This window comes from Ornithinibacillus caprae, from assembly GCF_009728145.1.
In the GTDB taxonomy this organism is placed as follows: domain Bacteria; phylum Bacillota; class Bacilli; order Bacillales; family Amphibacillaceae; genus Ornithinibacillus; species Ornithinibacillus caprae.
Genome location: NZ_WOCA01000012.1, coordinates 1 through 24,085 on the forward strand (window position 1 = coordinate 1; position 24,085 = coordinate 24,085).

Below are 24,085 nucleotides of genomic sequence, written 5' to 3' on the forward strand. Positions count from 1 at the left end.
TTCTATACTTACAAATTCCACTTCATTTTGAGTATTATTTCTAGTATGAAACACAGTTACCACCGCCTTGTATTGTTACTTATATTATAACAAATTAACGCGGTGAATTGTTAAAGTATTCTAAATAGAAACAGGCTGTCGAGGGTTTTTCGACAGCCTGAGAATCGCCTTTCACTTGAAAGGCGATTCTTTTTATTCTACTGAGAAAATATACGAGTAAATTGGTTGATTACCATTATGAACTTCAATTTCAACATCTTCAAATGTATCTTCAACATAAGCTACAAGCTCTTCCACTTCTTTATCGCTTACGTCTTCACCTTGTAGGATTGTTAAAATTTCATCATCTTCCGTAATTAATTCATTTAATAATAATTTAACAGCTTCTGCTTTATCCTGATGAGTTGCAACAATTTTCCCATCTGCAAGGCCCATGAAATTGCCATTCTCAATGGTGATACCATCAATCTGTGTATCACGTACAGCATAGGTAACTTGTCCAGTTTTCACCTGAGAGCTTGCTTCTTCCATAGTATTCTTATTAGCAGAAATGTTTTCTTCAGGATGGAATGCTAATAACGCACTAATCCCTTGTGGAATGGTTTTTGTAGGGACAACTGCAACATTTTCCTCTGAAAGCTCTGCTGCCTGTTCTGCTGCCATAATAATGTTTTTGTTATTAGGCAAGATCAAGACATTTTTCGCGTTAGCCTTTTGAACCGCTTCAGCGATATCTTGCGTACTTGGATTCATCGTTTGTCCGCCTTCAATAACAACAGAAGCACCGAGGCTCTCAAATAACGTCTTTAATCCTGAACCCATTGCAACTGTTACAATTGCATACGGGACTTTCTCATTTGGTGCAGGAGCCTTTTCTTTATCTCCAACAATTGCTGTATGCTGTTCTCGCATATTTTCTATTTTCATATTAATCAAGCTACCGAAGCGTTGGCCAATCGACAACACATCTCCTGGATACTCTGCATGTACATGAACTTTAACAATTTCATCATCAGAAACAACTAATAATGAATCTCCATGCTCACTCAATTCATTGCGAAATGCTTCTTCATCAAATGGATTTTCTTTCGTTTTTTCTTCTTCGAATTTCACCATGAATTCAGTACAATAACCAAACTCAATTTCAGATGTATCCATGAAATCTTGAGCAGATTTATGGTGTTCGGCGTTAACCATTTCTTCCATTTCTACCGTGTCAACACTTTCAGGAAGTTCTTCACCCTTTAACGCAGCCAAAAACCCTTCATAGACGGTGACAAGACCTTGTCCACCTGAATCGACTACTCCTACTTCCTTTAACACTGGAAGTAGGTCTGGTGTGCGTTTTAGGGATGCTTTAGCTTCTGCTAAAACTTTTTCCATAAGCACTATAATATCTTTTTCCGCTTTAGAAACTTCTACTGCTTCTTTTGCTGCATCTTTAGCTACGGTTAAAATCGTTCCCTCAACAGGTTTCATAACAGCTTTATACGCTGTTTGTACACCACTGTCAAAGGCAGTTGCTAAATCTTTTGCTGTTAACGATTGCTTCTTATCCATTCCCTTAGCAAAACCTCGGAAAATTTGCGATAAAATAACACCTGAGTTACCTCTTGCTCCCATAAGTAACCCTTTCGAAAAGCTTTGAGCAACTTCAGATATATTTTCAGATTTTATTTTCTTTACTTCGTTTGCACCAGATGTCATCGATAAATTCATGTTTGTTCCTGTATCACCATCGGGCACCGGAAATACATTTAATGCATCAATTTTTTTGGCATTATTCGTTAAATGGTGAGCTCCAGAGAGTACCATTTGCGAAAAAGTTATGCCATCTAACTTTTGAACCGTCACTATACTTCCTCCTCTTAACTCATGGCCAGCAATATTAGTCTTTTGCTACGCGTACTCCTTGTATGTAAATATTTACTGAATCAATGGACAATCCTAATGATTTATTTAATGTATATTTAACCTGTGATTGTACGTTATGTGCTACCTCAGATATTTTCGTACCATAACTAACAATAATATACATATCAACATGCAAATGATTATCCTCTTGTCTTACCACAACTCCACGAGAATAGTTTTCTTTTCTTAGGATCTCAGCAATCCCGTCACGAATTTGACTTTTAGAAGCCATCCCTACTATTCCATAACATTCTACTGCTGCTCCACCCGCTATGGTAGCAATCACTTCATTGGTAATTGTAACATGACCATCATTTGTATTAAGTTCTATGGACATCATAATCCTCCTTTAATACTTTTATCATATGTTTATTTTACTACAAGCTAAACAATTATGAAAGAATCCTTGCTATCTTGACGGTTAAGAAAGGAAAACTTTCTTAACTAGCATAAGTGCGAATAAGGCTTTCGACATTAAGTTCATTATTTCTATCAGACTAATTTGCCCCTTATTACAATGAACGATTCATGTTAATCTGTCAAGATATTTTTCTTTATACATATATTGCAATTACTCTCAAGTTGTGATAAATTGTATAAGTATGAAATGATACTTGTTAGAGTAGGAGTGATTAACATGGCAAGAAAATGTGTTGTAACTGGCCGTAAAACTCGCAGTGGAAACCAACGTTCTCACGCTATGAATTCCAACAAACGTAATTGGAAAGCTAATGTGCAAAAAGTTCGTATTATGGTAGATGGTAAGCCTAAACGTGTTTATGTTTCTGCACGCGCCCTTAAATCAGGTAAAGTTGAGCGCGTATAATATACCTGTAGAATTACAGCTTTACATTAGTTGAAAAGCACCCATTATAGGTGCTTTTTTTCATTTCCCACAAATACATAGTTCCTCTTGAGTATCCGTCTTTAAGAAGGTTCTTTTTGATTAGTTTGATAGACAATAGATGTAGAATGCGCAGTCACGTAATGCTCCTAACACCGCTCCAAAAATACACTTCGCTTTCCGCGGGCGGCTGGTGAGCTTCCTCGTGCTGTCGCACTGCGGGATCTCACCTATGCCTTTCCTCCCGCAGGAGTCTTCGTGTATTTTCTCCGCTATGTTGTACTGCAATTCTATAAATCTCTCTTGTTTCTTTTGATGTAAAGTACTTATCATATATATCAGGGGATTAAGCGTTACAATAATTAGAGTACCACCACCAGCGTAGGTAGAATACGTAGACTCCTCGAAAATAAAAACCAATTTTCTTCGTGCGATGTAATACTGTCGAAGCATTCCTTGTCCTGCGGGACCAGCACGTGTCCGAAGATCCCGCTGGAAGGTGGTTTTGCTTCCGAGGAAGCTGAGGCCGTGCCCGCGGAAAGCGAAGTATTCTGCTGTAGCGGTGTTATCGCAGTCGTTTCAAAGGAACGGATGTAAGATAATTTAAACGCCAAGATATGTCGCACTTTACTTCAATTATGATGCAAAACAGCTTGTATGAAAAAAAAGAGCTTCTGTCAATAATTATTGACAAAAGCATACTTTTTTACTACTTATCTTTCTTAAATACACCGATCACAACACGAACAAAACCACCGAGAAATCTTGGGAGCTTAATAGTATAAAATTTCATAAGTTCGCCCTCCTCCGTTTACAAACAAAACTACATGTGAATCGTTTATGTTAAATCACGACTCTTTATAAATAATAGTATGCCTTCACTGTACGAAAAAGTACCATTATTTAAAAGAAGCTTGTTTGAAATGCAACGAGTTGAGCCAAAGAATATTGTTTCATCAGTCAATGGATAGTAGAAACCAGTTAGTGTTAAGCCTTTTACCCGATCAGTAATTGGCAAAAAAGATATATTTGGATATTCATCATCCTTTTCCACCACATACTTTCCTGGTAATGTTAATTCCACTTGATTTTGTTGATCTATAATTACTGCATCAATCTTTCTATTTTTTATAGACATTAATAATTGTATATTTGCTAGTGTATGATCTAACCTTCCACCCGTAACTGCAAATAGCATAATTTTAGTTGGTTTTAGCTCATAAGCTTGTAATAATGCGAGTTCAATATCTGTTTCATCTTTCTCTGCTGTAAATTCCTTGAAATTGCTTGCAGCACGTCGGATTTTTTCTTTTTCATCCATGGTAATGGAATCAAAATCACCAATGGCAAAATCTATATTAATATTGTTTTCAAGTAAGGTATAAGCACCACGATCGGCACCAATCCAATAGTCTACCTTACTTTGATATTCAACAAATTTGGGTAATATGTCAGTAGGTCCACTACCTACGATTCCTACGATCGTCATAGCAAAAACTCCATTATTTGGTTGCTTCTAAAATATCCTGGATAGCTTGCTTTCTGTCCTCTTGATTGAACACGGCACTTCCAGCAACTAATACATCAGCACCTGCATCTGTACATAACTTAGCAGTCTTCATATTCACTCCACCATCTACTTCAATTTCAAAATTCAAACTTAATTCTTCACGCCATTTAGCAACTTGTTCTATTTTACCAAGTGTATTATGGATAAATGATTGACCACCAAAACCTGGATTCACTGTCATAATTAATACTAGATCTACATCGGGTAAAATATCTCGAATCATTTCTACAGGTGTAGCAGGATTAATAACAACTCCCGCTTTAACTCCAGTACTCTTAATGAGTTGAATGGTTCGATGCAAGTGTACACTTGCTTCTTGATGTACAGAAATAATAGAAGCACCAGCGCTGGCAAATGCTTCAATATAAGAATCTGGATTTTCGATCATAAGATGTACATCTAGTGGCAAATTCGTCACTGGTTTAATCGCATCAACAATTAAGGGTCCTATTGTGATGTTTGGAACAAAATGACCGTCCATAACATCGACATGAATATATTCTGCTCCTCCGCTTTCTACTTCTTTTATTTCCTGTCCAAGCTTTGCAAAATCAGCTGATAATATTGATGGTGCAATTTTCGTCATGATATTAATACCTCGGCTTTCTGGATTGAATTTCTTCTACAAAGTTTGCATAGTGTTCATATCTATAGGAGGAGATCTCTCCTGCATCAACAGCTTGTTTCACAGCACACTTAGGCTCTTTCAAATGCATACATCCACGAAACTTACATTGGTCGATTCTCTCTCTCATTTCTGGAAAACAAAGTGGAAGATCTTCTAATTCAATTTCATCAAAATCTAGCGCACTGAATCCTGGGGTGTCCGCAACTAATCCATCTCCTACTTCCACTAACTCGACATGTCGTGTAGTATGTTTCCCTCTACCCAAGCTTTTGGATATATCTGCTGTTTTCAATAGAAGTTGGGGATTTAACGTGTTTAAAAGTGAAGATTTACCAACACCTGACTGTCCCGCAATAACCGATACATTCTCTGAGAAATAATGTTTAATTCGTTCTAAATCGGTCGGCAGTTTAGTAGAGAGTAACTCTACTGTATAGCCAATCGATTCATACTCTCTTTTATAAGTTTTGATTTCCTGTAATCCCTCTTTGTCAATTGCGTCTATTTTCGTGATAAAAATAATTGGTTGGATTCCTTTTGATTCAATTAAAACTAAGAAACGATCCAATAACGTTGTACTAAAGTCTGGCATGGTGGCAGAACTAACGATAATCGCTTGATTAATATTTGCAATTGGTGGACGTACTAATTCAGTTGTCCTAGGTTTTATTTCCGAAATATAACCTTCATCGTTGTCATCAATATCAAATGTAACAAAATCACCTACTAGAGGCGTAATTTTCTTTTTTCGAAAAACGCCTCTACCTTTACATTGATAAATCCCATCATCTGTTTGTACATAGTAAAATCCACTTAAAGCCTTTATAATTCTGCCATCAGCCATTTAGTCACCCTCTTCATACGGTATTGTTTCATTAAATATCTCTTCTCCGTCACGTGTAACCCTGTAAGATGCTGAAGACCCCGGTTCTATTAAAAGCGTAATCGTAAATCGAGTATCCTGCGTGATCATTTCTTCTCTTGCTGGTGTATCCATACTGTTATCCATGTCATCGATATAAATCAACACCTGCTGTTCCTTAGGTTCGTCAGTGGATTCATCAGGATTTTCTTCATCATCTTCTCCAGTTCCTGACTCCTCGAAATAAGGAACAGTGAAAGTGACAGAATGTGATCTAGGAGGTATTTCCTCTGGTCCCGTAGATATATAAACATCCACTTCTTCACCTTTTTCTAAAGAAGCATTTGCATCTGGGCTATGACGGATAACTTGACCTTCAGGTACACTATCAGAGTTTTCTTCATGCCGCTTCATTTTGAGACCAACTGAATCTAAATAATCCTCTGCTTCTGCTTCTGTTAGGCCTCTTAAATTATTTAGCTCTACTAGTTCTGGCCCTATACTCACTTCGAAAATTACAGTTGTTTCACTTGGAACTACTTCGCTTCCTGGATAAGGATCAACATGTGCAATGATTTCACCTTCAGGTTTATCAGAATGTTTTTCTTGAGATTCTACTTCTTTGTATCCTTTTTGTTCTAATAGTCGTTTTACTTGGCTATAATCTCTTCCTACATAATCCTCGAATTCTTCTTTTTCTTTTCCTTGACTTACAAATACAGTAACAGTTGAATTTTCTAGTGCAGACCTACCAGCTCTAGGATCTGTTTTTACAACATAACCTTCTTCAATGTCCTCAGAAAAAATTTCTTCTTGTTCAACGTTTAAATTTAAACTTTCCAACTCATCAACTGCATCTTCATACTCCCACTCTGTGACATCAGGAATAGTTACTTCTTTAGGCTTCATGATTCCTGGTATAATGAACAATGCTGCTACAATTGAAGCAAGTAGAATAAATAGAATAATGGACGTAATAATCCATTTCTTTTTTCTACTTTTTTTCTTGTTCTTATCCTTTTTCTTCTTCGGCTTATTTCCTTTTTCCTTTTTATGAGGTTTTTCATCTTCTACTTTTTTCGTGTCCCCATTTGTTTGGTGTACAATTGTATCTTGATGCTCATGATTGAGTAGTTGATTATCAGTAATAATTGGAATAGCCTTTGTTTCTTCTCCAACTTCAGAAGGAGGAGCATATCGGTCTTCGTTAAGTTTACTTGGATCTAATGCAGACTCTAGACTGGTTTCCATGTCGTAAACTGTATTGAAGCGATGAAACGGATCCTTTGCTGTTGCACGTAAAACAATGTTCTCGACACTTTGTGGAACCTCTTGATTAAAACGCCTGACAGAAGGTGTTTCGCTTTGTAAATGTTTTAACGCAATTGACACTGGGGATTGACCAGAAAATGGCAAGCGTCCAGTTAATAACTCAAAAAATACTATCCCCAGTGAATATATATCTGATTTCTTTGTAGCTAAACCACCCCTTGCCTGTTCTGGTGACAAGTAGTGGACTGACCCTAAGACAGAATTTGTTTGTGTAAGTGAGGTCGCACTTAATGCCATAGCAATACCGAAATCTGTAACTTTGATATGTCCATATGTATCAATCAAAATATTTTGGGGTTTAATATCACGATGAACGATTTCATTTTCATGGGCGTGAGCAATAGCAGAAGTTATTTGCTTCATAATGTCAATTGCTTCGGGGACATCAATTGGCCCATATCGTTGTATGTATTCCTTTAACGTCATACCATCCACATATTCCATGGCCATAAATAGAATTTTATCTTCTTCACCTACATCATATATGCTTACGATATTAGGATGTGAAAGACTTGTTGCCGATTGAGCTTCCCTGTCAAAACGGGCTATAAATTCCTCATCATTGGCATATTCCATTCGTAAAACTTTAATTGCTACATCTCGATCTAAAATAATATCCTTTGCCAAATAAACATCTGCCATACCACCGCCACCGATGGTATCTTTTATTCGGTAACGATCATTTAATAGGTGACCTTTTAACATTAATTTTCACCTACTTTCACAGACATTTCATGCTTTACAATTATAAGAGAAACATTATCTTCTCCACCACGGTCATTAGCTAAATCAACCAATTGCTGCCCAATTTCTTCGATTCCTTGTGTTACATCTTTCAGATATTCAAGGATTTCATCATCTAACACTTTATCTGTTAAACCATCGGAGCACAATAATAGCTTGTCTCCTTCTTCCCAGCTAATTGTTTGAATATCTGATTCTACACTTGCTTCTGTTCCTAATGCCTTTAAAACAACATTTTTTCTGGGGTGATGGTTAGCTTCTTCTTTTGTTATTTGTCCAGATTGTACTAGCGCATTAACTAAAGAATGGTCTTCTGTTAATTGTTTAAACTCGTTTTGATCATAAAGATAGCATCTACTATCTCCGATATGGGCTACTGTAATATATTCAGAGGTACACACAGCAGCTACAAGTGTCGTACCCATTCCTTGACATTCTTCTTTTTCTAGCGAATGCTTATAAATGGTGTCATTCACTTCTTCAATGACTTGTCCGAGCCATTCTTCTACTTGTTCTGGTGAGGAAAAACTGTCTTTTTGTTGCCATTTCTCTTCAATAAATGTAGTAGCCATTTCACTAGCCACATCGCCTGCTTGATGTCCCCCCATCCCATCGGCAATGATCGCTAGTAACTGACCAGCATCGTTGAAAAAGACTCCACCAGAATCTTCATTATGACTTCTCACTTTTCCCCGGTCACTTAAAAAATGTCCTATCATTCTTCCACCCCTTTATAAAAAACCAGCACTAATTTACTACTATAAGTATTACACAAAAAACTCTATAAGAATATTAGAATATAGTTAAAAGCATATTTTTTTGTATCTTATCATACTATACAACTTCATTAGTAGGAATTTCAATTATTGCCCAAAATTAGGTTGTACGAATGAAACGGGTCAGAAAAAATCCATCTGTCTGAAAAGTTTGCGGAAAGAGTTGTAACCCTAATTCTGTAACTCCTGGTGAATCTTGTATCCCTTGCGGAAGGTCATTAAAAAATGACTTGTCCACAAGATAGTCGGTATTCTGTTGTAAAAATTTCTTTACTACTTCTTCATTTTCTTCAGGATCTACCGTACAAGTACTATAAATAAGTACGCCATCCTTTTTTAATAATGGTGAAACACTATTCAAAATTGCTAACTGAATGGTAGCTAAATTAGTTATATCTGATATTTTTTTATTATATTTAATGTCAGGTTTTCCACGTATAACGCCAAGCCCAGAACAAGGCGCATCAACTAGGATACGGTCAAATGAGTTTTCCTCATATAGTTCTTGTAAATGTCTAGCATCAGCTTTTTTGGCATCGATAATCGTTAGCTCTAGCTCTGATGCTTTCTGATCAATTAATTTTATTTTTTTCGCATGGAGATCATGAGCATCAATCCAGCCCTTATTCTCCATTTTTTCAGCAATATGTGTTACTTTCCCGCCTGGGGCACTACATGCATCTAACACTTGCATGCCTGGTTTTGGCTGTAACATTTCTCCAACCAACATAGAGCTTTGATCTTGAATCGTGACGTATCCGTTTTTAAATAACGCTGATTTTAAAATATTTCCTTTATCAATAATAATACCTTGCTCAGAGAAAATGGACGGTCTAACCTCATATCCTTCGTTAATTAATTGCTCCATCGCCTCATCTCGAGAGATTTTTAACGGTTGAACACGAATTGAATGCGCTTTTTGCGTTAAATTTGCTTCACACATTTGTTTCGTCATTTCATCTCCATAATGCTTAATCCAGCGTTTTACTAGCCAGGTAGGATGACTTGTTTCAACAGCTAGCCGTTCCACTTCATCCTCAATCAATGAGGTGCTTGGTACCCCATTACGTTGTACATTTCGAAGTACTCCGTTTACAAGTGAAGAAATACCTTTATGACCTCTTCTTTTAGCGATTTCGACCGCTTCATGAATAATTGCATGGTCTGGCACCTTATTTAGATAAATCATTTGGTAAAAAGACATACGTAATAGCATGATAACCCATGGTTCCATTTTTTTCTTCGCCTTAACAAAATGATTAATATAATAGTCTAATGTGATTTTACGGTTAATTGTTCCATAAACAATTTCCGTTAATAGTCCTTCATCTTTCGGTGATATATGTTGTTTTTTTATTTCTTTGTCTATTAATAAATGACTATAGCCACTATCTTGTTCAATACGCAGCAATAGGTCAATAATGGTATTTCTAAGTATAAACTTCTCCATTTTAATCACCCAATTTGGTTCCTATTTTGATTCGATCACTTGATCCTTGTAAAAACTGTTTCACTGCCATCCTTTTTTTACCAGCAGGCTGGATTTCAGTAACTTTAAATCCTTTTTTATTGCCACAAACAACAATAAAAGCTTCATCATTTGGCTTATCTACAATACTTCCAGGATCTTCATCATATTCCTGATTTACAGGCTGCCCCCACCAGATCTTCATTACGTTTCCTTCATAAGTAGTAAAGGCAACCGGCCATGGATGTAGTCCTCTTACTTGATTGTAGATCGCTTCATTCGATAGCGACCAATCAATTTTTTCTTGATCCCGTTTTATATTTGAAGCAAAGGTAGCCTTGGACTCATCTTGTTGAATTGGTTCCAGTTCACCTGCAAACAATTTCGGTAACGTTTCCTTTAATAATTCTGCACCCAATACGGAAAGTTTATCATGTATGCTACCTACGTGGTCATCACGCTCGATCGGTATACTTCGTTGCGTCAAAATATCACCTGCATCTAATTTTTCAGCCATATACATAATGGTAATGCCTGTTTCACGCTTCCCTTCTATGATCGCATAATGAATTGGAGCACCGCCTCTTAATTCTGGTAAAAGAGATGCATGAACATTAATGCATCCATGTGATGGTGTTTCCAATAATTCATTAGGAAGAAGCTGACCATAAGCAGCAGTAACAATAATATCTGGTTTATAGCTTAAGATTTTTTCATATTCATTTTTTAATTTCTCTGGTTGAAATACAGGGATACCTTGTCTCTCAGCCTCTACTTTCACAGGTGGTGGTGTCAATATTTTTTTCCGTCCTTTTGGTCGATCAGGTTGTGTTACTACTAACACTACTTCATAATCAGAATCTGTTAGCATTTTTAATACTGGCACCGAAAAATCTGGTGTTCCCATAAATACAATACGTTTCATGCTTAACCTTCTTTCTACATAAGATGATATGGTTGCATATCAACTGTTATTAATAAATCTTCTTTTCGAACTTCATCCTGAAATTGCTCAAGTATCTGTTGAATATATAACCGTAATTGTGGTTCGTTTCTATATTTTATCATGCACTGATAACGATATCTATCCTTCATCCGTGTAATTGGTGATGGCGTTGGACCTAACACCACTGTTTCATTATTCACTTGTGAAAGTAATGTTTGTACAATGTTCTGTGTCACTTGTACAACCTTTACTTGATTCGTATGTGATACAGTAATGAGTGCTAAAAAGAAATAAGGAGGATAGTGGAATGTTCGACGCATCTTCATTTCCTGTTTAAAAAACTCACTAAAATCATACTTACTAGCAAGTTCTATACTATAATGATCTGGAGTATACGTTTGAACAACAACTTCTCCAGTTAATTCATGTCTTCCTGCGCGGCCACTAACTTGAGTTAGTAACTGAAATGTTTTTTCACTTGATCTAAAATCTGGTAAGTGAAGCATGGAATCTGCTGTTAATACACCTACTAACGTGACATTTTCAAAATCTAGTCCTTTAGCAATCATTTGGGTACCTAGTAAGATATCTGCTTCCTTATCAGCAAACTGCTTTAATAGTTTCTCATGAGCACCTTTTCTTCTTGTCGTGTCCACATCCATTCGGATCACACGAGCCTCAGGTAATAATTGTGTCAAGGCTTCTTCAACCCGTTGTGTTCCCGTACCAAAATATCGAATTAAATCACTTGTACAGGATGGACATTCTGTAGGCATTCTTTCCTCGTAGGAACAATAATGACATTTAAGTAGGTTACTATTCTTATGATAGGTTAGTGCAATGTCACAATGTGGGCACTCGGTAACATGACCACAATCCCTACACATAACAAACGTAGAATATCCACGCCTATTTAGTAATAGAACTATTTGTTCCCCGCGACTAATTGCTTGTTCCATTTTTTCCTTTAACGCTCTAGAAAACATCGTTCGATTGCCTGCGTGAAGTTCTTCGCGCATATCAACTATAGAAACCTCTGGCATGTCCTGATTATTTGTACGTTTATCTAAAGTAGCAAGTTCATAGACACCTTTTTTAGCTCGTGCAAACGATTCTAGTGTTGGAGTAGCACTTCCTAAAACAACCGGACAATTATAATATTGCCCGCGCTTGATTGCTACGTCTCTAGCATGGTAGCGTGGTTGATCCTCCTGCTTATAGGTGGTTTCATGCTCTTCATCGATAATAATGATTCCAATGTTTTCGAATGGGGCAAATATCGCTGATCTAGCTCCAACAACTACTTTAACTTCCTTCCGGTGAATTTTTCTCCATTCATCATATTTCTCGCCGTTAGATAATGCACTATGCATAACAGCGACATTAGCTCCAAACCTTCCTTTAAATCGTTTAACCATTTGTGGAGTCAGAGCTATTTCCGGAACTAGTAAAATAGCTTCCTTTCCTTTTTCAATAACATCCTGTATTGCCTGCAAATACACTTCTGTTTTACCGCTACCAGTTATCCCATGTAGGAGAACGACATTATGCTTTTCTTGTGCAATATTTTCTTTAATAGGAGCAATAGCTTGTTTTTGTTGATCTGTTAAATCCAATGGATATGTTTTTTCAAATGCATCATCATTATATGGGTTGCGATAAACTTCTGATTTAAAAGCAGTTAATAGCCCTTTATCCAGTAACGGCTTTAACGTTGACCTTGTTGTACCTAATAAGTTGAGTAGTTTACTTTGCTCAATTTCTTTAGGATGTTGAATAAAATACGCTAATAATTCACGCTGTTTGTTAGCTTGTTTAGGCATTTCCAAGTATGCTTCCTCTAATAAATGCTCTTCTTTCGCTGGACGTATCATTGAAATTTGCTTTTTGGTTATTTTTGATTTAACGATATAATTCACACTAATACTGCCAACTTGAATCGCCTTTTGTAGCTGTGAATAACGAATCGTTGAATGTTCAAATTCCTCATAAGCAATAATATCTCTACCAGCAAAAAGATGTTCCAATTCCGGTGGCAATTCCGCACCTTCTGTACGTATTAATTCTTTCTTATATTGAGATTTTAACACCTGTGGTAGCATTGCTTGATAAGCTGTAATGTATAAAGTCAACGTATCCTCAGCTACCCACTTTCCTAATTGTAATAATTCACCTGTCAACACCGGTGTTAAATCTAAAACATCAACAATTTCCTTTAAATTACTAAAAGATGAACTAGAAGCTTTCCCAACCACAAAGCCAGAAATCTTCCTTGGGCCAAAAGGAACTATAACACGCATACCTAAAGATAAAATATCTTTGAACCTATCTGGAATTAAATAATCAAATGTTTGATTGATTTCCTTTGCCTGGACATCTACAATTACTTTCGCAATATTCACGGTGTTTCATCCTTCATATCCCGAATGATAAAGGACAGAATTTTTTGTGCAACATTATATTTGGAGGCTAATTCAATTTCTTCTTGTTGTAATTGCTTATTTACATATGTAGCAATATTTGTATCTCCTCCAAAACCAGCACCCTCGATCGCAACATTATTAATGACAATAGCATCTAAATTTTTCTTCTTAAGCTTTTTAATCCCATAGTCTAAGGGGTTCGTTGTCTCTGCAGCAAACCCAACAAGAAATTGCGTCGTTTTTTTCTCTCCTAAGGACTGTAAGATGTCCTTTGTGCGCTCCATCTCAATATGTAAATTACCATCTTGCTTTTTCATTTTTTCTTCAAATGTAACTTTCGGTCGATAATCTGCAACTGCAGCTGATTTAATTACAATATCATGTTCAAAAAATTTTTGATGCATGATTTGGTACATTTCTTCAGAAGTAGTGACATCTATTCGTTCAATTCGGCTAGTACTAGTTTCAAGGGCAACAGGGCCAGTAACTAAAGTAACCTCTGCCCCCATATTTGCCGCAGCTTCAGCCAAAGAAAACCCCATTTTACCTGTAGATCTATTTGTGAAAAAACGTACTGGGTCTATTTTTTCTCTAGTGGGACCAGCGGAAATTAGTACCTTTTTCCCTATTAAAACGGTAGATTTCGATTGATGTTGAATAATTACATCGATAATGCTCTCTGGCTCTTCTAGTCTACCTTTTCCAATCCAACCACAAGCAAGATATCCTGCTCCTGGCTCTATAAAATGGTATCCCCAAGTTTCTAATTGCTTCATATTACGAACTACGGCAGGATGATCGTACATATTAACATTCATGGCAGGAGCGATATAAATAGTTGCTTTTGTAGCAAGAAGTGTAGTTGTTAGCATATCATCTGCAATACCAACTGCCATTTTCCCGATCACATTTGCTGTTGCAGGAGCAACAATTATAATATCAGCCCAATCCGCTAAGTCAATATGTGCAATTTTTTCAGGATCCTTCTCATCAAATGTATCTGTATATACTGGATTTCGAGAAAGAGCTTGAAAAGTTAAAGGGGATACAAATTGAGTAGCACTTTCAGTCATGATCACCCTTACATTTGCTCCTTGCTGCGTCAATTTACTTGTTAGTGCACAAGCTTTATAGGCAGCAATACCTCCAGAGACACCTAAAACGATATTTTTATTTTGTAACATAAGGTATACCCCTCTCTATCAACGTTCAATATTCTACCATAGTCTATTTATACCATAAAAACGATCAGAATCTAATTATGTCGTTTTGAAGAATATAGTTTAATTACTTGTTTTAAATAGTTGGTTACTATTTATGTAAAATGCACAGTAACTTATAAGTACGTGTATTTTCTTCGTTGTTCTGGAAGTGAAAGCGAAGTATTCTGCCGTAGCTGTGTTATCGCACTCGTTTCGAAGGGCGGATGTAAGCTAAAATTTACGACAAAGTTTCTGCGTATTTCTATCTATTTGTGCATGCGACGGAATAAGGATCAGCTCCATTGAATCTTTCGGCTCCTCGTTCCGTTATTTAAATGAATTTACAAGTTATGATTTCTCCTTTTTAAAACTTTGCAACCTTATAGAAAACTGTCAAAATATAAAACCCTCGCACCATATTGAGCGAGGGATAAACTTAATTATTCTCTTCTAATTTTAATTCACCAGCTTGAATTTCTTCAAGAGCCATACCAACAAACTTATCAGACTTCGGATTTTCAATTTTTAGGTTATCTACTTCGCGAAGCTGTCTAGCTCGCTTAGCTGACAATGTAACTAATGTATACTTTGATTTTATAATTTCTTGTAATTTATCAATTGATGGCTCTAACATCATAAGATATCATCCTCCAGTATTTTCTTGTATTGCTTAGCGATTCGCTCACGTTTACAATGCTCACTTTGAATAATCGATTGAATTTTCGTTACTGCATGATCTATATCATCATTTACAACAACATAATCATAAGCGTCCATCAATTCAATTTCTTTACGAGCTTCTTTTAAACGATTTAAGATTAATTCCTCTGATTCCGTACCTCGGTTAACAATTCGATTCTTCAATTCCTCTAAACTTGGTGGGAATAAAAAGATAAATACACCCTCTGGAAAATTCTTTTTCACTTGAAGTGCACCTTGAACCTCAATTTCTAGAAATACATCATATCCTTCAGCTAAAGTTTTTTCGACGTATTCCCTAGGTGTGCCGTAATAATTATTAACAAATTGAGCATATTCTAACAGTTTATTTTGTTTTATTAACGACTCAAATTCTTCTTTCGACTTATAAAAATAATCTACACCATCTTTTTCACCCGGTCTAATATCTCTCGTTGTCATAGATATAGAGTATTTCAAGTCCGTTTTCCGATCAAAAAGTTCTTTTCTCACGGTACCCTTTCCTACACCTGATGGACCGGAAAGAATAAATAGTATACCTTTTTCTTCAATCAAAATGTTTCCTCCTAAGTATATGAAAAATGTAGCAACGAGCTACTCATCCGTCATTTCATCATGACTTAACACACGCTGTCCAACGGTTTCGGGTTGAACTGCTGATAAGATAACATGATCACTATCAGCAATGATTACTGCTCTTGTCCGTCTTCCATAAGTAGCATCTACTAATTTATTGTTCTCTCTTGCTACAGTAATGATACGTTTAATAGGAGCTGATTCTGGTGAGACAATAGAAATCACCCTATTTGCAGAAACCACATTACCGAATCCTATATTAATTAATTGTAAGCCCAATTTAGCTCCCCCTTAATATCTCTACATCTTACTGAACTGCTTTTTAATTGTAAATCAATTATAAGAAATAATCGAGAAAAATTACAACTAAAATCATTCAATGTTTTGTATCTGTTCTTTAATCTTTTCGATATCACTTTTTAATGAGACTGTCCACTCACCTATTTGACTATCCGTAGATTTTGAACCAATTGTATTTGTTTCACGATGCATTTCCTGTAGAATAAAATCTAATTTTCTCCCAATTGGTTCATCTGTTTTCATTAATTCTTCAAAATGGTTTAGGTGGCTTAATAATCGTGTTATTTCCTCAGTAATATCACCCTTTTCAGCTAGGATAGCAATTTCTTGATGAATACGGTTTGCATCTACAGTCGGAGACTCATCTATGTATTCTTCAATCCTACTATGAATTCGGGACCTATATTCTTCAATTACTTCACTTCTGCGTGTCTCTAATAATAATACCATACTTCGTATCGTTTTTACTCGTTCCAGTATATCATTCGATAAGAATTGTCCTTCTTCTAATCTTCGCTTATTGACTTGTATACATGCTTTTTCGATACTTTGTATGATCGCTTCCTGTAATCCAGTTGGTTGACTATCATTTTCCTGTAATGTAATTAATTCAGGTATCGAGGTAAGCATGGTGACAGGTATTTCCCCTGATAATTGGTACCTGTTCCTAGCTTCCTGAATATCACTAAAAAATTGATCCATTAACTCCCAATCTGTATGTAATTTCTTTTGAACAAATTTTTCTCCTTCTATACTAATAAAGACTTCTATTCTACCTCTATTAAAATGTGACTGTGCCACTTTCTTAATTTTATCCTCAAGGTACAATAAGGAACGAGGAATTTTAGGGGTAAAATCAAGAAACCGGTGATTAACAGTTCGAATTTCTACGGTAATTGTTGTATTCTCCATTTCAATACTTTCTCTTCCATATCCAGTCATGCTCATTACCATAAACTTCACATCCATTCGTACTTTTATGGTTTGTACTCCTAATAGTATAATTAGAAAACTAGAATTTTGCCACCCATTTATGACTATCCTTTTAACAAGGGCATATCACTTTAAAGATATGAAATATGCTTTATCTTCAAAAAGAAGAACCCTAAAGGATATGTAGGGTTCTTCATCTAAATTATTTTTTTGTAAAACCAAAAAGAACGGTTGGTAAAGAACTTAAGCCCAGGATTAACATCCAATCACGTAATCCTAATGCTGTTGTGTGGAATACTGGCTGTAATGGAGCCCAGTAAATGACAACAAGTAATAAAAGTACAGATGATAAAACAGCAAGAACTAGATACATATTTTCAAATGGATTTCGATCAAATACTGAATTTTCACTACGACAATCAAAAACATGAATTAACTGAGCCATAACTAGTGTTGTAAATGCCATTGTTTGACCGTATATTAAATTGTCTGGGTTATTTTGGTATGCTAGCATAAAGGCGATCAGTGTTACTATTCCAATTAAAAATCCTCGACTTATTATCTTCCAACCTAGCCCTCTAGCAAATATCCCTTCCTTTGGATTACGGGGACCTTTTTTCATGACGTCATCTTCTGGTTTGTCTAGACCTAATGCCATAGCAGGAAGTCCATCCGTAACTAAGTTAACCCATAAGATTTGAACAGGCACTAACGGTAATGGCATAGCAAGTAACATAGCAAATAACATAACTAGAATTTCCCCGACATTTGAAGCCAGTAAATAACGAATAAATTTACGGATATTTTCATAAATATTTCTTCCTTCTTTTATTGCAGCTTTAATGGTTGCAAAATTATCATCCATCAAAACTAAAGAGGAAGCTTCTTTGGTAACGTCTGTACCACTAATCCCCATACTAATGCCAATATCACTTGCTTTTATTGCTGGAGCGTCATTTACTCCATCCCCTGTCATCGCAACGATATGACCTCGTTCTTGAAATGCTTTTACTATTTTCAGTTTATGTTCGGGGGTTACTCTCGCAAATACATAAACATCTTCAATAATATCTTCTAACTCTTCTACTGACATCTGGTTTAACTGGTATCCCTCTAGGACTAGTCCATTGTCAGGCAATAGATTTAAATTTGTAGCGATAGCACGAGCAGTTTTTACATGATCTCCTGTTATCATTACTGTTTTTATACCAGCTTGTCTACATTCTTCAATTGCTGATTTAACTTCTTTACGAGGAGGATCAATCATTCCATATAAGCCAATAAAGGTTAAATTCTTTTCTAAAAATGCCATATCCAATGATTCCTCATTCGATAAAGGACGCATACTAATAGCAATCGTTCGTAAAGCTTTTTCCGCCATTTCATCAATAGCACCTTCTATTTTTTCTTGATCCTTTGGCTTAAGAACTCTTCTTTGCTCGTTATCGAAAAGATACGTACATCTTGGTAATAGTACATCTGGTGCTCCTTTTGTAATCAAAAAGCGTTTATGGTTCTGGTCTTCAACTACAACACTCATTCGTTTACGATCTGAATCAAATGGAATTTCTTTAATTATCTTATAATCCTCACTACTCATAGGAGTTAATCCAATTTTTCTTGCAGCAATAACTAATGCTCCATCAGTAGGATCCCCATCCACATAATACTTACCTTTTTTTACTTGTAGGGAGGCATTATTACATAGCATTCCATATAAAAGCATTTTCTCTAGATTACTATTTTCGCGGTCTACTACCTTTCCATTCAGTAAGTAATCCCCACTAATATTATACCCATCACCGGTAACGTGAAGATTTTGGTCATTTACATAGACTTCTTTTACCGTCATTTGATTTTCTGTCATCGTACCCGTTTTATCTGAGCAAATAACAGAAGCGCAACCTAATGTTTCAACAGCAGATAGTTTTCGGACAATCGCTTTTTTCCGAATCATTCGCTGTACCCCTAATGATAATGCTACGGTAACAATAGCAGGAAGCCCTTCTGGTATCGCAGCGACTGCCAAGGAAACCCCGGCCAAGAACATATTATAAACAGGATGTCCTTGTAATACCCCTAATGCTACAACTAAAACCGTTAAGAATAATGCTACAACAATTAATATTTTTCCAAGTTCGGCTAGCTTTCTTTCTAACGGTGTTGGAACTTTTTTTGTATTTGCCATTAATGAAGCAATTTGTCCCATAACCGTATTCATTCCAGTACCTACAACGATACCTACTCCAGAACCACGAGTGACCAGTGTCCCCATGAACCCCATATTCACTTGGTCCTGAGCATCGAGGTCATTTCTGGAAATAGCTGTAGCGTGTTTCATTACTGGTAATGATTCCCCTGTTAAAGCTGATTCTTCTGTTTCCAAGTTATTCGCTTTAACGATTCGTACATCGGCAGGGATACGATCTCCACTATTCAGTTTAACAATATCACCGACAACAACTTCACGGGAAGAGATTTTTCCCCATTTCTGATCCCTTAAGACATTTGCCATTGGAGCTGATAATTCTTTGAGTTTTTCTAATGACTTTTCTGCCTTTTGTTCTTGAAAATACCCAATAAATCCATTCACAAGAACAATTATCATAATTGCGATCGCATCAATATACTCTCCAAGCATCCCAGCAATTAAAGTTGCTGCGAGGAGCACGATGACCATAAAATCCTGAAACTGCTTTAGAAAGATTAACCATTTTGAGGTATTTTTCTCTGCTTCAAGTGTATTATCTCCATACTGCTTCCTTCGTTGTTCAACTTGTTTTGAAGATAACCCTTTACTAGTTGTCACGTGTAACTGCTGCTCAACCCGTTCTACATCTAACTGATACCATTTCTTCACATCACATTCCTCCACATGTAATCCAAAACATTAAACTTGTCCTTGCTCTCTATAAGAATATCTATGCAGTCTTGTCCGAAAAAATGCTATAATTGAATGTGAGGTGAATTCAAATGCCATTCGATGGAATTGTTACAAAAGCTGTAACAGAAGAACTACAACAACTATTAATTCCAGGAAAGATAAATAAAATATATCAACCAACAGACTCGGAACTAGTATTTACGATTAGAAGTAAGGGGAAAAATCATACCCTATTATTATCAATTCATCCTACATATGCGCGTTTACATATAACAGACGATGTATATCAAAACCCTAAAGAACCACCAATGTTTTGCATGGTTTTAAGGAAGCATTTATCGGGAGCAACTATTGAATCCATAGAGCAGTATGGCATGGAACGCATTGTTACGTTTACCATTAAAACTCGAAATGAAATTGGAGATATTACGAGTAAAAAACTGATCATGGAATTAATGGGAAAGCATAGTAATGTGATGCTTGTGGATGAAGATAAGGGAACGATTATTGATAGTCTGAAACATATTTCCATGTCACAAAATCGATACCGTACCATTTTGCCAGGATCTGACTATGTATTGCCGCCACAGCAAGATAAACTGAATCCTCTTGAAATTGATGAGGATACGTTTATTCGTAAACTGGATTTTAATGCTGGTAAATTAGACAGACAAATTGTTAGCTTACTAGTTGGTGTTTCTCCATTTATTGCAAATGAGCTTGTAAGTAAGGCTAAGCTTGGATCAACAGAAGTATATAGGCAATCATTTATTAAGTTTCAGGAGCAATTGAAAAATAAAGAGTATGTACCAGCCATTTATAAGCATACGAAAGAAGATTTTCATGTATTACCCATTACCTCTTTTAAAGGAAATGTTAAAGAATTTATTTCGACAAACGAGATGCTTGATGAATTTTATTCTGGAAAAGCTGAGCGAGACCGAGTCAAACAACAAGCAAAAGATCTCTATCGATTTATTAAAAATGAAAGAGATAAAAATGAGCGTAAATTAAAGAAGCATGAAAAAACACTAAAAAAAGCCGAAAACGCAGAAGTTTATCAGAAAAAAGGAGAACTATTAACTGCACATATGCATTTAATCTCTCCAGGTGATAACAAAATCTCGGTTGTAGATTACTACGATCCAGATCAGAATGAAATAGAAATAGAATTAAATCCAAATAAGACACCTAGCGAAAATGCACAAAGCTTTTTCAAGACCTATCAAAAGCTAAAAACATCAAAACAAGTAGTTAAACAGGAAATAGTTAAAACAAATGAAGAAATGAGCTATTTAGATCAATTATTACAGCAAATAGATGTAGCGAGTGTAGAGGATATAGAAGAAATACGTGAAGAGCTTCGTGAAGAAGGATACTTGAAAAAGCAAACAAAACACAAAAAGAAAAATAAACCGACGAAACCAAATCCAGAAGAATATGTTTCAACAGACGGCACATTGATTTTGGTTGGGAAAAATAACAAACAAAATGAATATGTTACCATGAAGCTTGCTCACAGGGATGATGTTTGGTTGCATACAAAAGATATTCCTGGGTCACATGTTGTAATACGAGATAAGGATCCTAGTGAAGAAACTATTTTAGAAGCAGCACAACTGGCTGCCTATTTCAGTAAGTCTGGAAGCTCTTCTTCCGTGCCAGTGGACTATACAAAAATTCGCCATGTTAAAAAACCTAATGGTGCGAAGCCTGGTTTTGTGACCTATGAAAATCAGAAAACGTTATTTGTAACACCAGAAAAAGCTGTAGTAGATAAACTTAAAAAATAATACAATCGTAAACCGCCTATGAAGCACACCTAGTTTCATAGGCGTTCCTTTGTTTCATTATAACGTGAATTCATAACCTACATATTGAAAATCTTTGGTAAATCCAATATGTTCTGCAACTGTAATAGAAGGCTTATTTGTTTCCATAACATCCCAATACGGAATAATACCTCGCTCAAAGCATTCTTTAACATAGCGGTATGCTACCTTTTGTGCTAATTTCTTCCCCTGGTGGTTATTGATTGTCTCAATATCTATACAATGTATATTTTCAAAAACAAAGCTGGAAATACAAACGCTAACAATTTCTTGTTGGTGAATGATGCACATTCCAACCCCTTTGCTAAAAAACGCATCTAGTGATGGCCAAGTTTCAAGTATTTTTGAATAAAGATAGTCATTATTTTTGATAGAGTCGTTTTCAAATAGCGATTTATTAATCATAAAAACGGTGTACTCTTTCTCAATTTCAGGATCGATTTTTTCTCTAAAATCTTCTATATTAATCGTATATACTCTTTGATTCCAGCTACCTAACTTACGGTGTTTAAAAATCCTTTCAATCGTCTTATTCCATTGAGGGTGATTCCCAATTCCTTCAAACCAAGCTAGTTCAACTTTCTTTGCTTCTTTTATTATTACAGAATCTATATAACTGTTTAATTCGTGATTAAAGGCATCATTATTTTCATCTCCGATAAAATAAAAGCCGTCATTATTTCCTAACCAAATAAGCCCAGTTGAAGGAAAATTTGGGTGGTCAACAAAAATACGCCCTGGATTAACACCTGAAACAACTGCCTTTACTTCCACAGAACCATTTTCATTAATAATAGATTTACACTTATGAAATTCATCCTTACTTAGTTCAAAAATCATTGTACTGCCTCCATTTGTAATGAGCATTATTGATATTCTATATAAATTAAAATAATTTAATACTATACTTCTTAGCAATTCTAGTTACAACCTTGTAAATAGCGTATCCCAAAATTGCACCTAACACATTAAAAATAATATCGTCTATATCAACTACACGCCCATATTGGCCGAATAAAATTTCTATAAATTGAAGGGATTCGATACTAATTGAAACGGACAGGCTTAAGAGAATAATAGCATTTATAATTCTAAACCTCTTCCAAATCATAGGTGTAAGTAAACCTAAAGGCATAAATAGTAGTATATTTCCTCCTACATTTCTAATAATTAGCCCAACCATAAATAAAGAATCCCCACCATATGCGGTACCTATCATCTTTAAATTATGTATAACATATAATATTGGGACTAAATTTAGACTATTAGAGATATTTTCAAATTTAAAATCGATCCAAAGATGAAGTGGAAAAAGTGTTACGGAAACAACTAATAGCATATATAAAATAAAAAATAATAGAATTACTTCCCTCTTCCTATTAATTTTCTTTCGTTCCCTATTTATCTTTAATCCTCTATATACCAAATATATAAAGGTACCAAGTACGACTAATAAACTACCATCTATTATGTACAAATTTTCTTTCAACTCCCTACTATCTCCATTACTCTACTTAAATGGTCGTCTACTCCTGATCTAGGTCAAAGTTAAAAAACGCGGTACTCCGTTCCTCCCCCAAGGCGAAAGGTAATACTTTTATCTTTTACTAACAGAACTTGAGAATCCTCTGTATTACTATTCCACTTGCTAAATTAAGAGCCATCATGATCCCTCTCCAACTAACTTGTTATCTAAATCCTCTTATTCCATTTTTTTCAGTGATTTTACAATTGCACTAACTTTCTCGTATAAATCTATATGTACATTGATATACCAGACAAGGAAAAAATAATAGACATCCAGATAGAATGATTAAATACCATTTATAATACTTGCTTTTTGTCTTTAATATCAGAATTATATTCATTGCAATCGTAACTACAATAGGTAAACCAGAAATCCATAATTCATTTGCATGATTTATGGATATCAATATACGAAGCGCCTGATTAGTCGTTACTTCCACTTCGTACGTATCTTTTTGAACTAGTCCTTCCTCAATCGTCATTATCATGGATTCCTCATCTAAATGATACTTATAACCAATCAAATTAAAATGAGTTTTATAGGTATACACCATTACAAAGACAAAAATAAAAAAAGCACAATTAAGAAAAATAATTTCCTATTAAACTTAATTTTAATCACTCC

22 protein-coding genes are annotated in these 24,085 nt (G+C 35.6%); 2 read left to right on the forward strand and 20 right to left on the reverse strand.

The window, feature by feature from the left end:
* Window positions 1–192: 192 nt before the first annotated feature.
* Both GMD78_RS14085 and GMD78_RS14090 read right to left on the reverse strand, forming a co-directional pair.
* Complete coding sequence (locus GMD78_RS14085) at window positions 193–1,854, reverse strand: DAK2 domain-containing protein (protein ID WP_343042334.1); 1,662 nt, start codon at window positions 1,852–1,854, stop codon at window positions 193–195.
* A 34-nt stretch (window positions 1,855–1,888) separates the two neighbouring features.
* Window positions 1,889–2,251 (reverse strand): Asp23/Gls24 family envelope stress response protein, encoded by a 363-nt coding sequence (locus GMD78_RS14090; protein WP_155669446.1) that lies wholly within the window; start codon window positions 2,249–2,251, stop codon window positions 1,889–1,891.
* 300 nt (window positions 2,252–2,551) lie between these two features.
* Between GMD78_RS14090 and rpmB the strand changes: the two genes are divergently transcribed.
* Window positions 2,552–2,740, forward strand: coding sequence for a 50S ribosomal protein L28 (rpmB, locus tag GMD78_RS14095; protein ID WP_072886868.1), 189 nt, complete (start codon window positions 2,552–2,554; stop codon window positions 2,738–2,740).
* A 727-nt stretch (window positions 2,741–3,467) separates the two neighbouring features.
* Here the strand turns inward: rpmB and spoVM are convergent.
* From spoVM to GMD78_RS14175, 15 genes are all read right to left on the reverse strand, one after another.
* Window positions 3,468–3,551 (reverse strand): stage V sporulation protein SpoVM, encoded by an 84-nt coding sequence (gene spoVM / locus GMD78_RS14100; RefSeq protein ID WP_155669575.1) that lies wholly within the window; start codon window positions 3,549–3,551, stop codon window positions 3,468–3,470.
* Window positions 3,552–3,596: 45 nt separating this feature from the next.
* The gene (locus GMD78_RS14105) at window positions 3,597–4,247 is read right to left on the reverse strand and encodes a thiamine diphosphokinase (protein ID WP_155669447.1); all 651 of its coding nucleotides are present in this window, start codon (window positions 4,245–4,247) and stop codon (window positions 3,597–3,599) included.
* A 13-nt stretch (window positions 4,248–4,260) separates the two neighbouring features.
* Entirely contained in the window at window positions 4,261–4,914 is a 654-nt protein-coding gene (gene rpe / locus GMD78_RS14110) for a ribulose-phosphate 3-epimerase (RefSeq protein WP_155669448.1), read from the reverse strand.
* 4 nt (window positions 4,915–4,918) lie between these two features.
* Window positions 4,919–5,800: a ribosome small subunit-dependent GTPase A gene (rsgA, locus tag GMD78_RS14115; RefSeq protein ID WP_155669449.1), complete on the reverse strand. Its 882-nt coding sequence runs from the start codon at window positions 5,798–5,800 to the stop codon at window positions 4,919–4,921.
* Window positions 5,801–7,855 (reverse strand): Stk1 family PASTA domain-containing Ser/Thr kinase, encoded by a 2,055-nt coding sequence (gene pknB / locus GMD78_RS14120; RefSeq protein ID WP_155669450.1) that lies wholly within the window; start codon window positions 7,853–7,855, stop codon window positions 5,801–5,803. It abuts the gene before it with no gap.
* Window positions 7,855–8,613 carry a Stp1/IreP family PP2C-type Ser/Thr phosphatase gene (locus GMD78_RS14125; RefSeq protein WP_155669451.1) on the reverse strand — a complete coding sequence of 253 codons (759 nt, stop codon included), beginning with the start codon at window positions 8,611–8,613 and terminating at the stop codon, window positions 7,855–7,857. Before GMD78_RS14125 ends, pknB begins: the two co-directional genes overlap by 1 nt.
* Before the next feature lie 157 nt (window positions 8,614–8,770).
* Window positions 8,771–10,120 (reverse strand): 16S rRNA (cytosine(967)-C(5))-methyltransferase RsmB, encoded by a 1,350-nt coding sequence (gene rsmB, locus GMD78_RS14130; protein ID WP_155669452.1) that lies wholly within the window; start codon window positions 10,118–10,120, stop codon window positions 8,771–8,773.
* A gap of 1 nt (window position 10,121) precedes the next feature.
* The gene (gene fmt, locus GMD78_RS14135) at window positions 10,122–11,063 is read right to left on the reverse strand and encodes a methionyl-tRNA formyltransferase (RefSeq protein WP_155669453.1); all 942 of its coding nucleotides are present in this window, start codon (window positions 11,061–11,063) and stop codon (window positions 10,122–10,124) included.
* A 14-nt stretch (window positions 11,064–11,077) separates the two neighbouring features.
* A complete protein-coding gene (priA, locus tag GMD78_RS14140) occupies window positions 11,078–13,486 on the reverse strand; it encodes a primosomal protein N' (protein ID WP_343042335.1) in 2,409 nt (802 codons plus the stop codon).
* Window positions 13,483–14,691: a bifunctional phosphopantothenoylcysteine decarboxylase/phosphopantothenate--cysteine ligase CoaBC gene (coaBC, locus tag GMD78_RS14145; RefSeq protein WP_155669454.1), complete on the reverse strand. Its 1,209-nt coding sequence runs from the start codon at window positions 14,689–14,691 to the stop codon at window positions 13,483–13,485. Before coaBC ends, priA begins: the two co-directional genes overlap by 4 nt.
* Window positions 14,692–15,145: 454 nt before the next feature.
* Entirely contained in the window at window positions 15,146–15,346 is a 201-nt protein-coding gene (rpoZ, locus tag GMD78_RS14150) for a DNA-directed RNA polymerase subunit omega (protein WP_155669455.1), read from the reverse strand.
* Entirely contained in the window at window positions 15,343–15,963 is a 621-nt protein-coding gene (gene gmk / locus GMD78_RS14155; protein ID WP_155669456.1) for a guanylate kinase, read from the reverse strand. Before gmk ends, rpoZ begins: the two co-directional genes overlap by 4 nt.
* A gap of 39 nt (window positions 15,964–16,002) precedes the next feature.
* A complete protein-coding gene (remA, locus tag GMD78_RS14160) occupies window positions 16,003–16,263 on the reverse strand; it encodes an extracellular matrix/biofilm regulator RemA (RefSeq protein WP_155669457.1) in 261 nt (86 codons plus the stop codon).
* 93 nt (window positions 16,264–16,356) lie between these two features.
* Complete coding sequence (locus GMD78_RS14165; RefSeq protein WP_155669577.1) at window positions 16,357–17,238, reverse strand: YicC/YloC family endoribonuclease; 882 nt, start codon at window positions 17,236–17,238, stop codon at window positions 16,357–16,359.
* A gap of 181 nt (window positions 17,239–17,419) precedes the next feature.
* Entirely contained in the window at window positions 17,420–20,077 is a 2,658-nt protein-coding gene (locus GMD78_RS14175) for a calcium-translocating P-type ATPase, SERCA-type (protein WP_343042336.1), read from the reverse strand.
* Window positions 20,078–20,190: 113 nt separating this feature from the next.
* Here GMD78_RS14175 and GMD78_RS14180 point away from each other — a divergent pair, with 113 nt between their 5' ends.
* A complete protein-coding gene (locus GMD78_RS14180; protein ID WP_155669458.1) occupies window positions 20,191–21,894 on the forward strand; it encodes an Rqc2 family fibronectin-binding protein in 1,704 nt (567 codons plus the stop codon).
* Between the two features lie 57 nt (window positions 21,895–21,951).
* Here the strand turns inward: GMD78_RS14180 and GMD78_RS14185 are convergent, their stop codons facing one another.
* The 3 genes from GMD78_RS14185 to GMD78_RS14195 form a co-directional block, all read right to left on the reverse strand.
* The gene (locus GMD78_RS14185; RefSeq protein WP_155669459.1) at window positions 21,952–22,773 is read right to left on the reverse strand and encodes a GNAT family N-acetyltransferase; all 822 of its coding nucleotides are present in this window, start codon (window positions 22,771–22,773) and stop codon (window positions 21,952–21,954) included.
* A gap of 46 nt (window positions 22,774–22,819) precedes the next feature.
* Window positions 22,820–23,422 carry a VanZ family protein gene (locus GMD78_RS14190; protein WP_155669460.1) on the reverse strand — a complete coding sequence of 201 codons (603 nt, stop codon included), beginning with the start codon at window positions 23,420–23,422 and terminating at the stop codon, window positions 22,820–22,822.
* Between the two features lie 247 nt (window positions 23,423–23,669).
* A complete protein-coding gene (locus GMD78_RS14195) occupies window positions 23,670–23,948 on the reverse strand; it encodes a hypothetical protein (RefSeq protein ID WP_196493831.1) in 279 nt (92 codons plus the stop codon).
* Between the last annotated feature and the right edge of the window lie 137 nt (window positions 23,949–24,085).

What these genes read in the sequence shown, in the direction of transcription:
- GMD78_RS14165 (WP_155669577.1), bottom strand. Translation starts at nt 17,238, where the DNA reads ATGGTAATGAGCATGACTGGATATGGAAGAGAAAGTATTGAAATGGAG.
- GMD78_RS14125 (WP_155669451.1), bottom strand. Translation starts at nt 8,613, where the DNA reads ATGATAGGACATTTTTTAAGTGACCGGGGAAAAGTGAGAAGTCATAAT.
- GMD78_RS14185 (WP_155669459.1), bottom strand. Translation starts at nt 22,773, where the DNA reads ATGATTTTTGAACTAAGTAAGGATGAATTTCATAAGTGTAAATCTATT.
- pknB (WP_155669450.1), bottom strand. Translation starts at nt 7,855, where the DNA reads ATGTTAAAAGGTCACCTATTAAATGATCGTTACCGAATAAAAGATACC.
- GMD78_RS14090 (WP_155669446.1), bottom strand. Translation starts at nt 2,251, where the DNA reads ATGTCCATAGAACTTAATACAAATGATGGTCATGTTACAATTACCAAT.
- rsgA (WP_155669449.1), bottom strand. Translation starts at nt 5,800, where the DNA reads ATGGCTGATGGCAGAATTATAAAGGCTTTAAGTGGATTTTACTATGTA.
- fmt (WP_155669453.1), bottom strand. Translation starts at nt 11,063, where the DNA reads ATGAAACGTATTGTATTTATGGGAACACCAGATTTTTCGGTGCCAGTA.
- rpmB (WP_072886868.1), top strand. Translation starts at nt 2,552, where the DNA reads ATGGCAAGAAAATGTGTTGTAACTGGCCGTAAAACTCGCAGTGGAAAC.
- rpe (WP_155669448.1), bottom strand. Translation starts at nt 4,914, where the DNA reads ATGACGAAAATTGCACCATCAATATTATCAGCTGATTTTGCAAAGCTT.
- rsmB (WP_155669452.1), bottom strand. Translation starts at nt 10,120, where the DNA reads ATGGAGAAGTTTATACTTAGAAATACCATTATTGACCTATTGCTGCGT.
- spoVM (WP_155669575.1), bottom strand. Translation starts at nt 3,551, where the DNA reads ATGAAATTTTATACTATTAAGCTCCCAAGATTTCTCGGTGGTTTTGTT.
- coaBC (WP_155669454.1), bottom strand. Translation starts at nt 14,691, where the DNA reads ATGTTACAAAATAAAAATATCGTTTTAGGTGTCTCTGGAGGTATTGCT.
- GMD78_RS14195 (WP_196493831.1), bottom strand. Translation starts at nt 23,948, where the DNA reads ATGATAATGACGATTGAGGAAGGACTAGTTCAAAAAGATACGTACGAA.
- GMD78_RS14105 (WP_155669447.1), bottom strand. Translation starts at nt 4,247, where the DNA reads ATGACGATCGTAGGAATCGTAGGTAGTGGACCTACTGACATATTACCC.
- rpoZ (WP_155669455.1), bottom strand. Translation starts at nt 15,346, where the DNA reads ATGATGTTAGAGCCATCAATTGATAAATTACAAGAAATTATAAAATCA.
- GMD78_RS14180 (WP_155669458.1), top strand. Translation starts at nt 20,191, where the DNA reads ATGCCATTCGATGGAATTGTTACAAAAGCTGTAACAGAAGAACTACAA.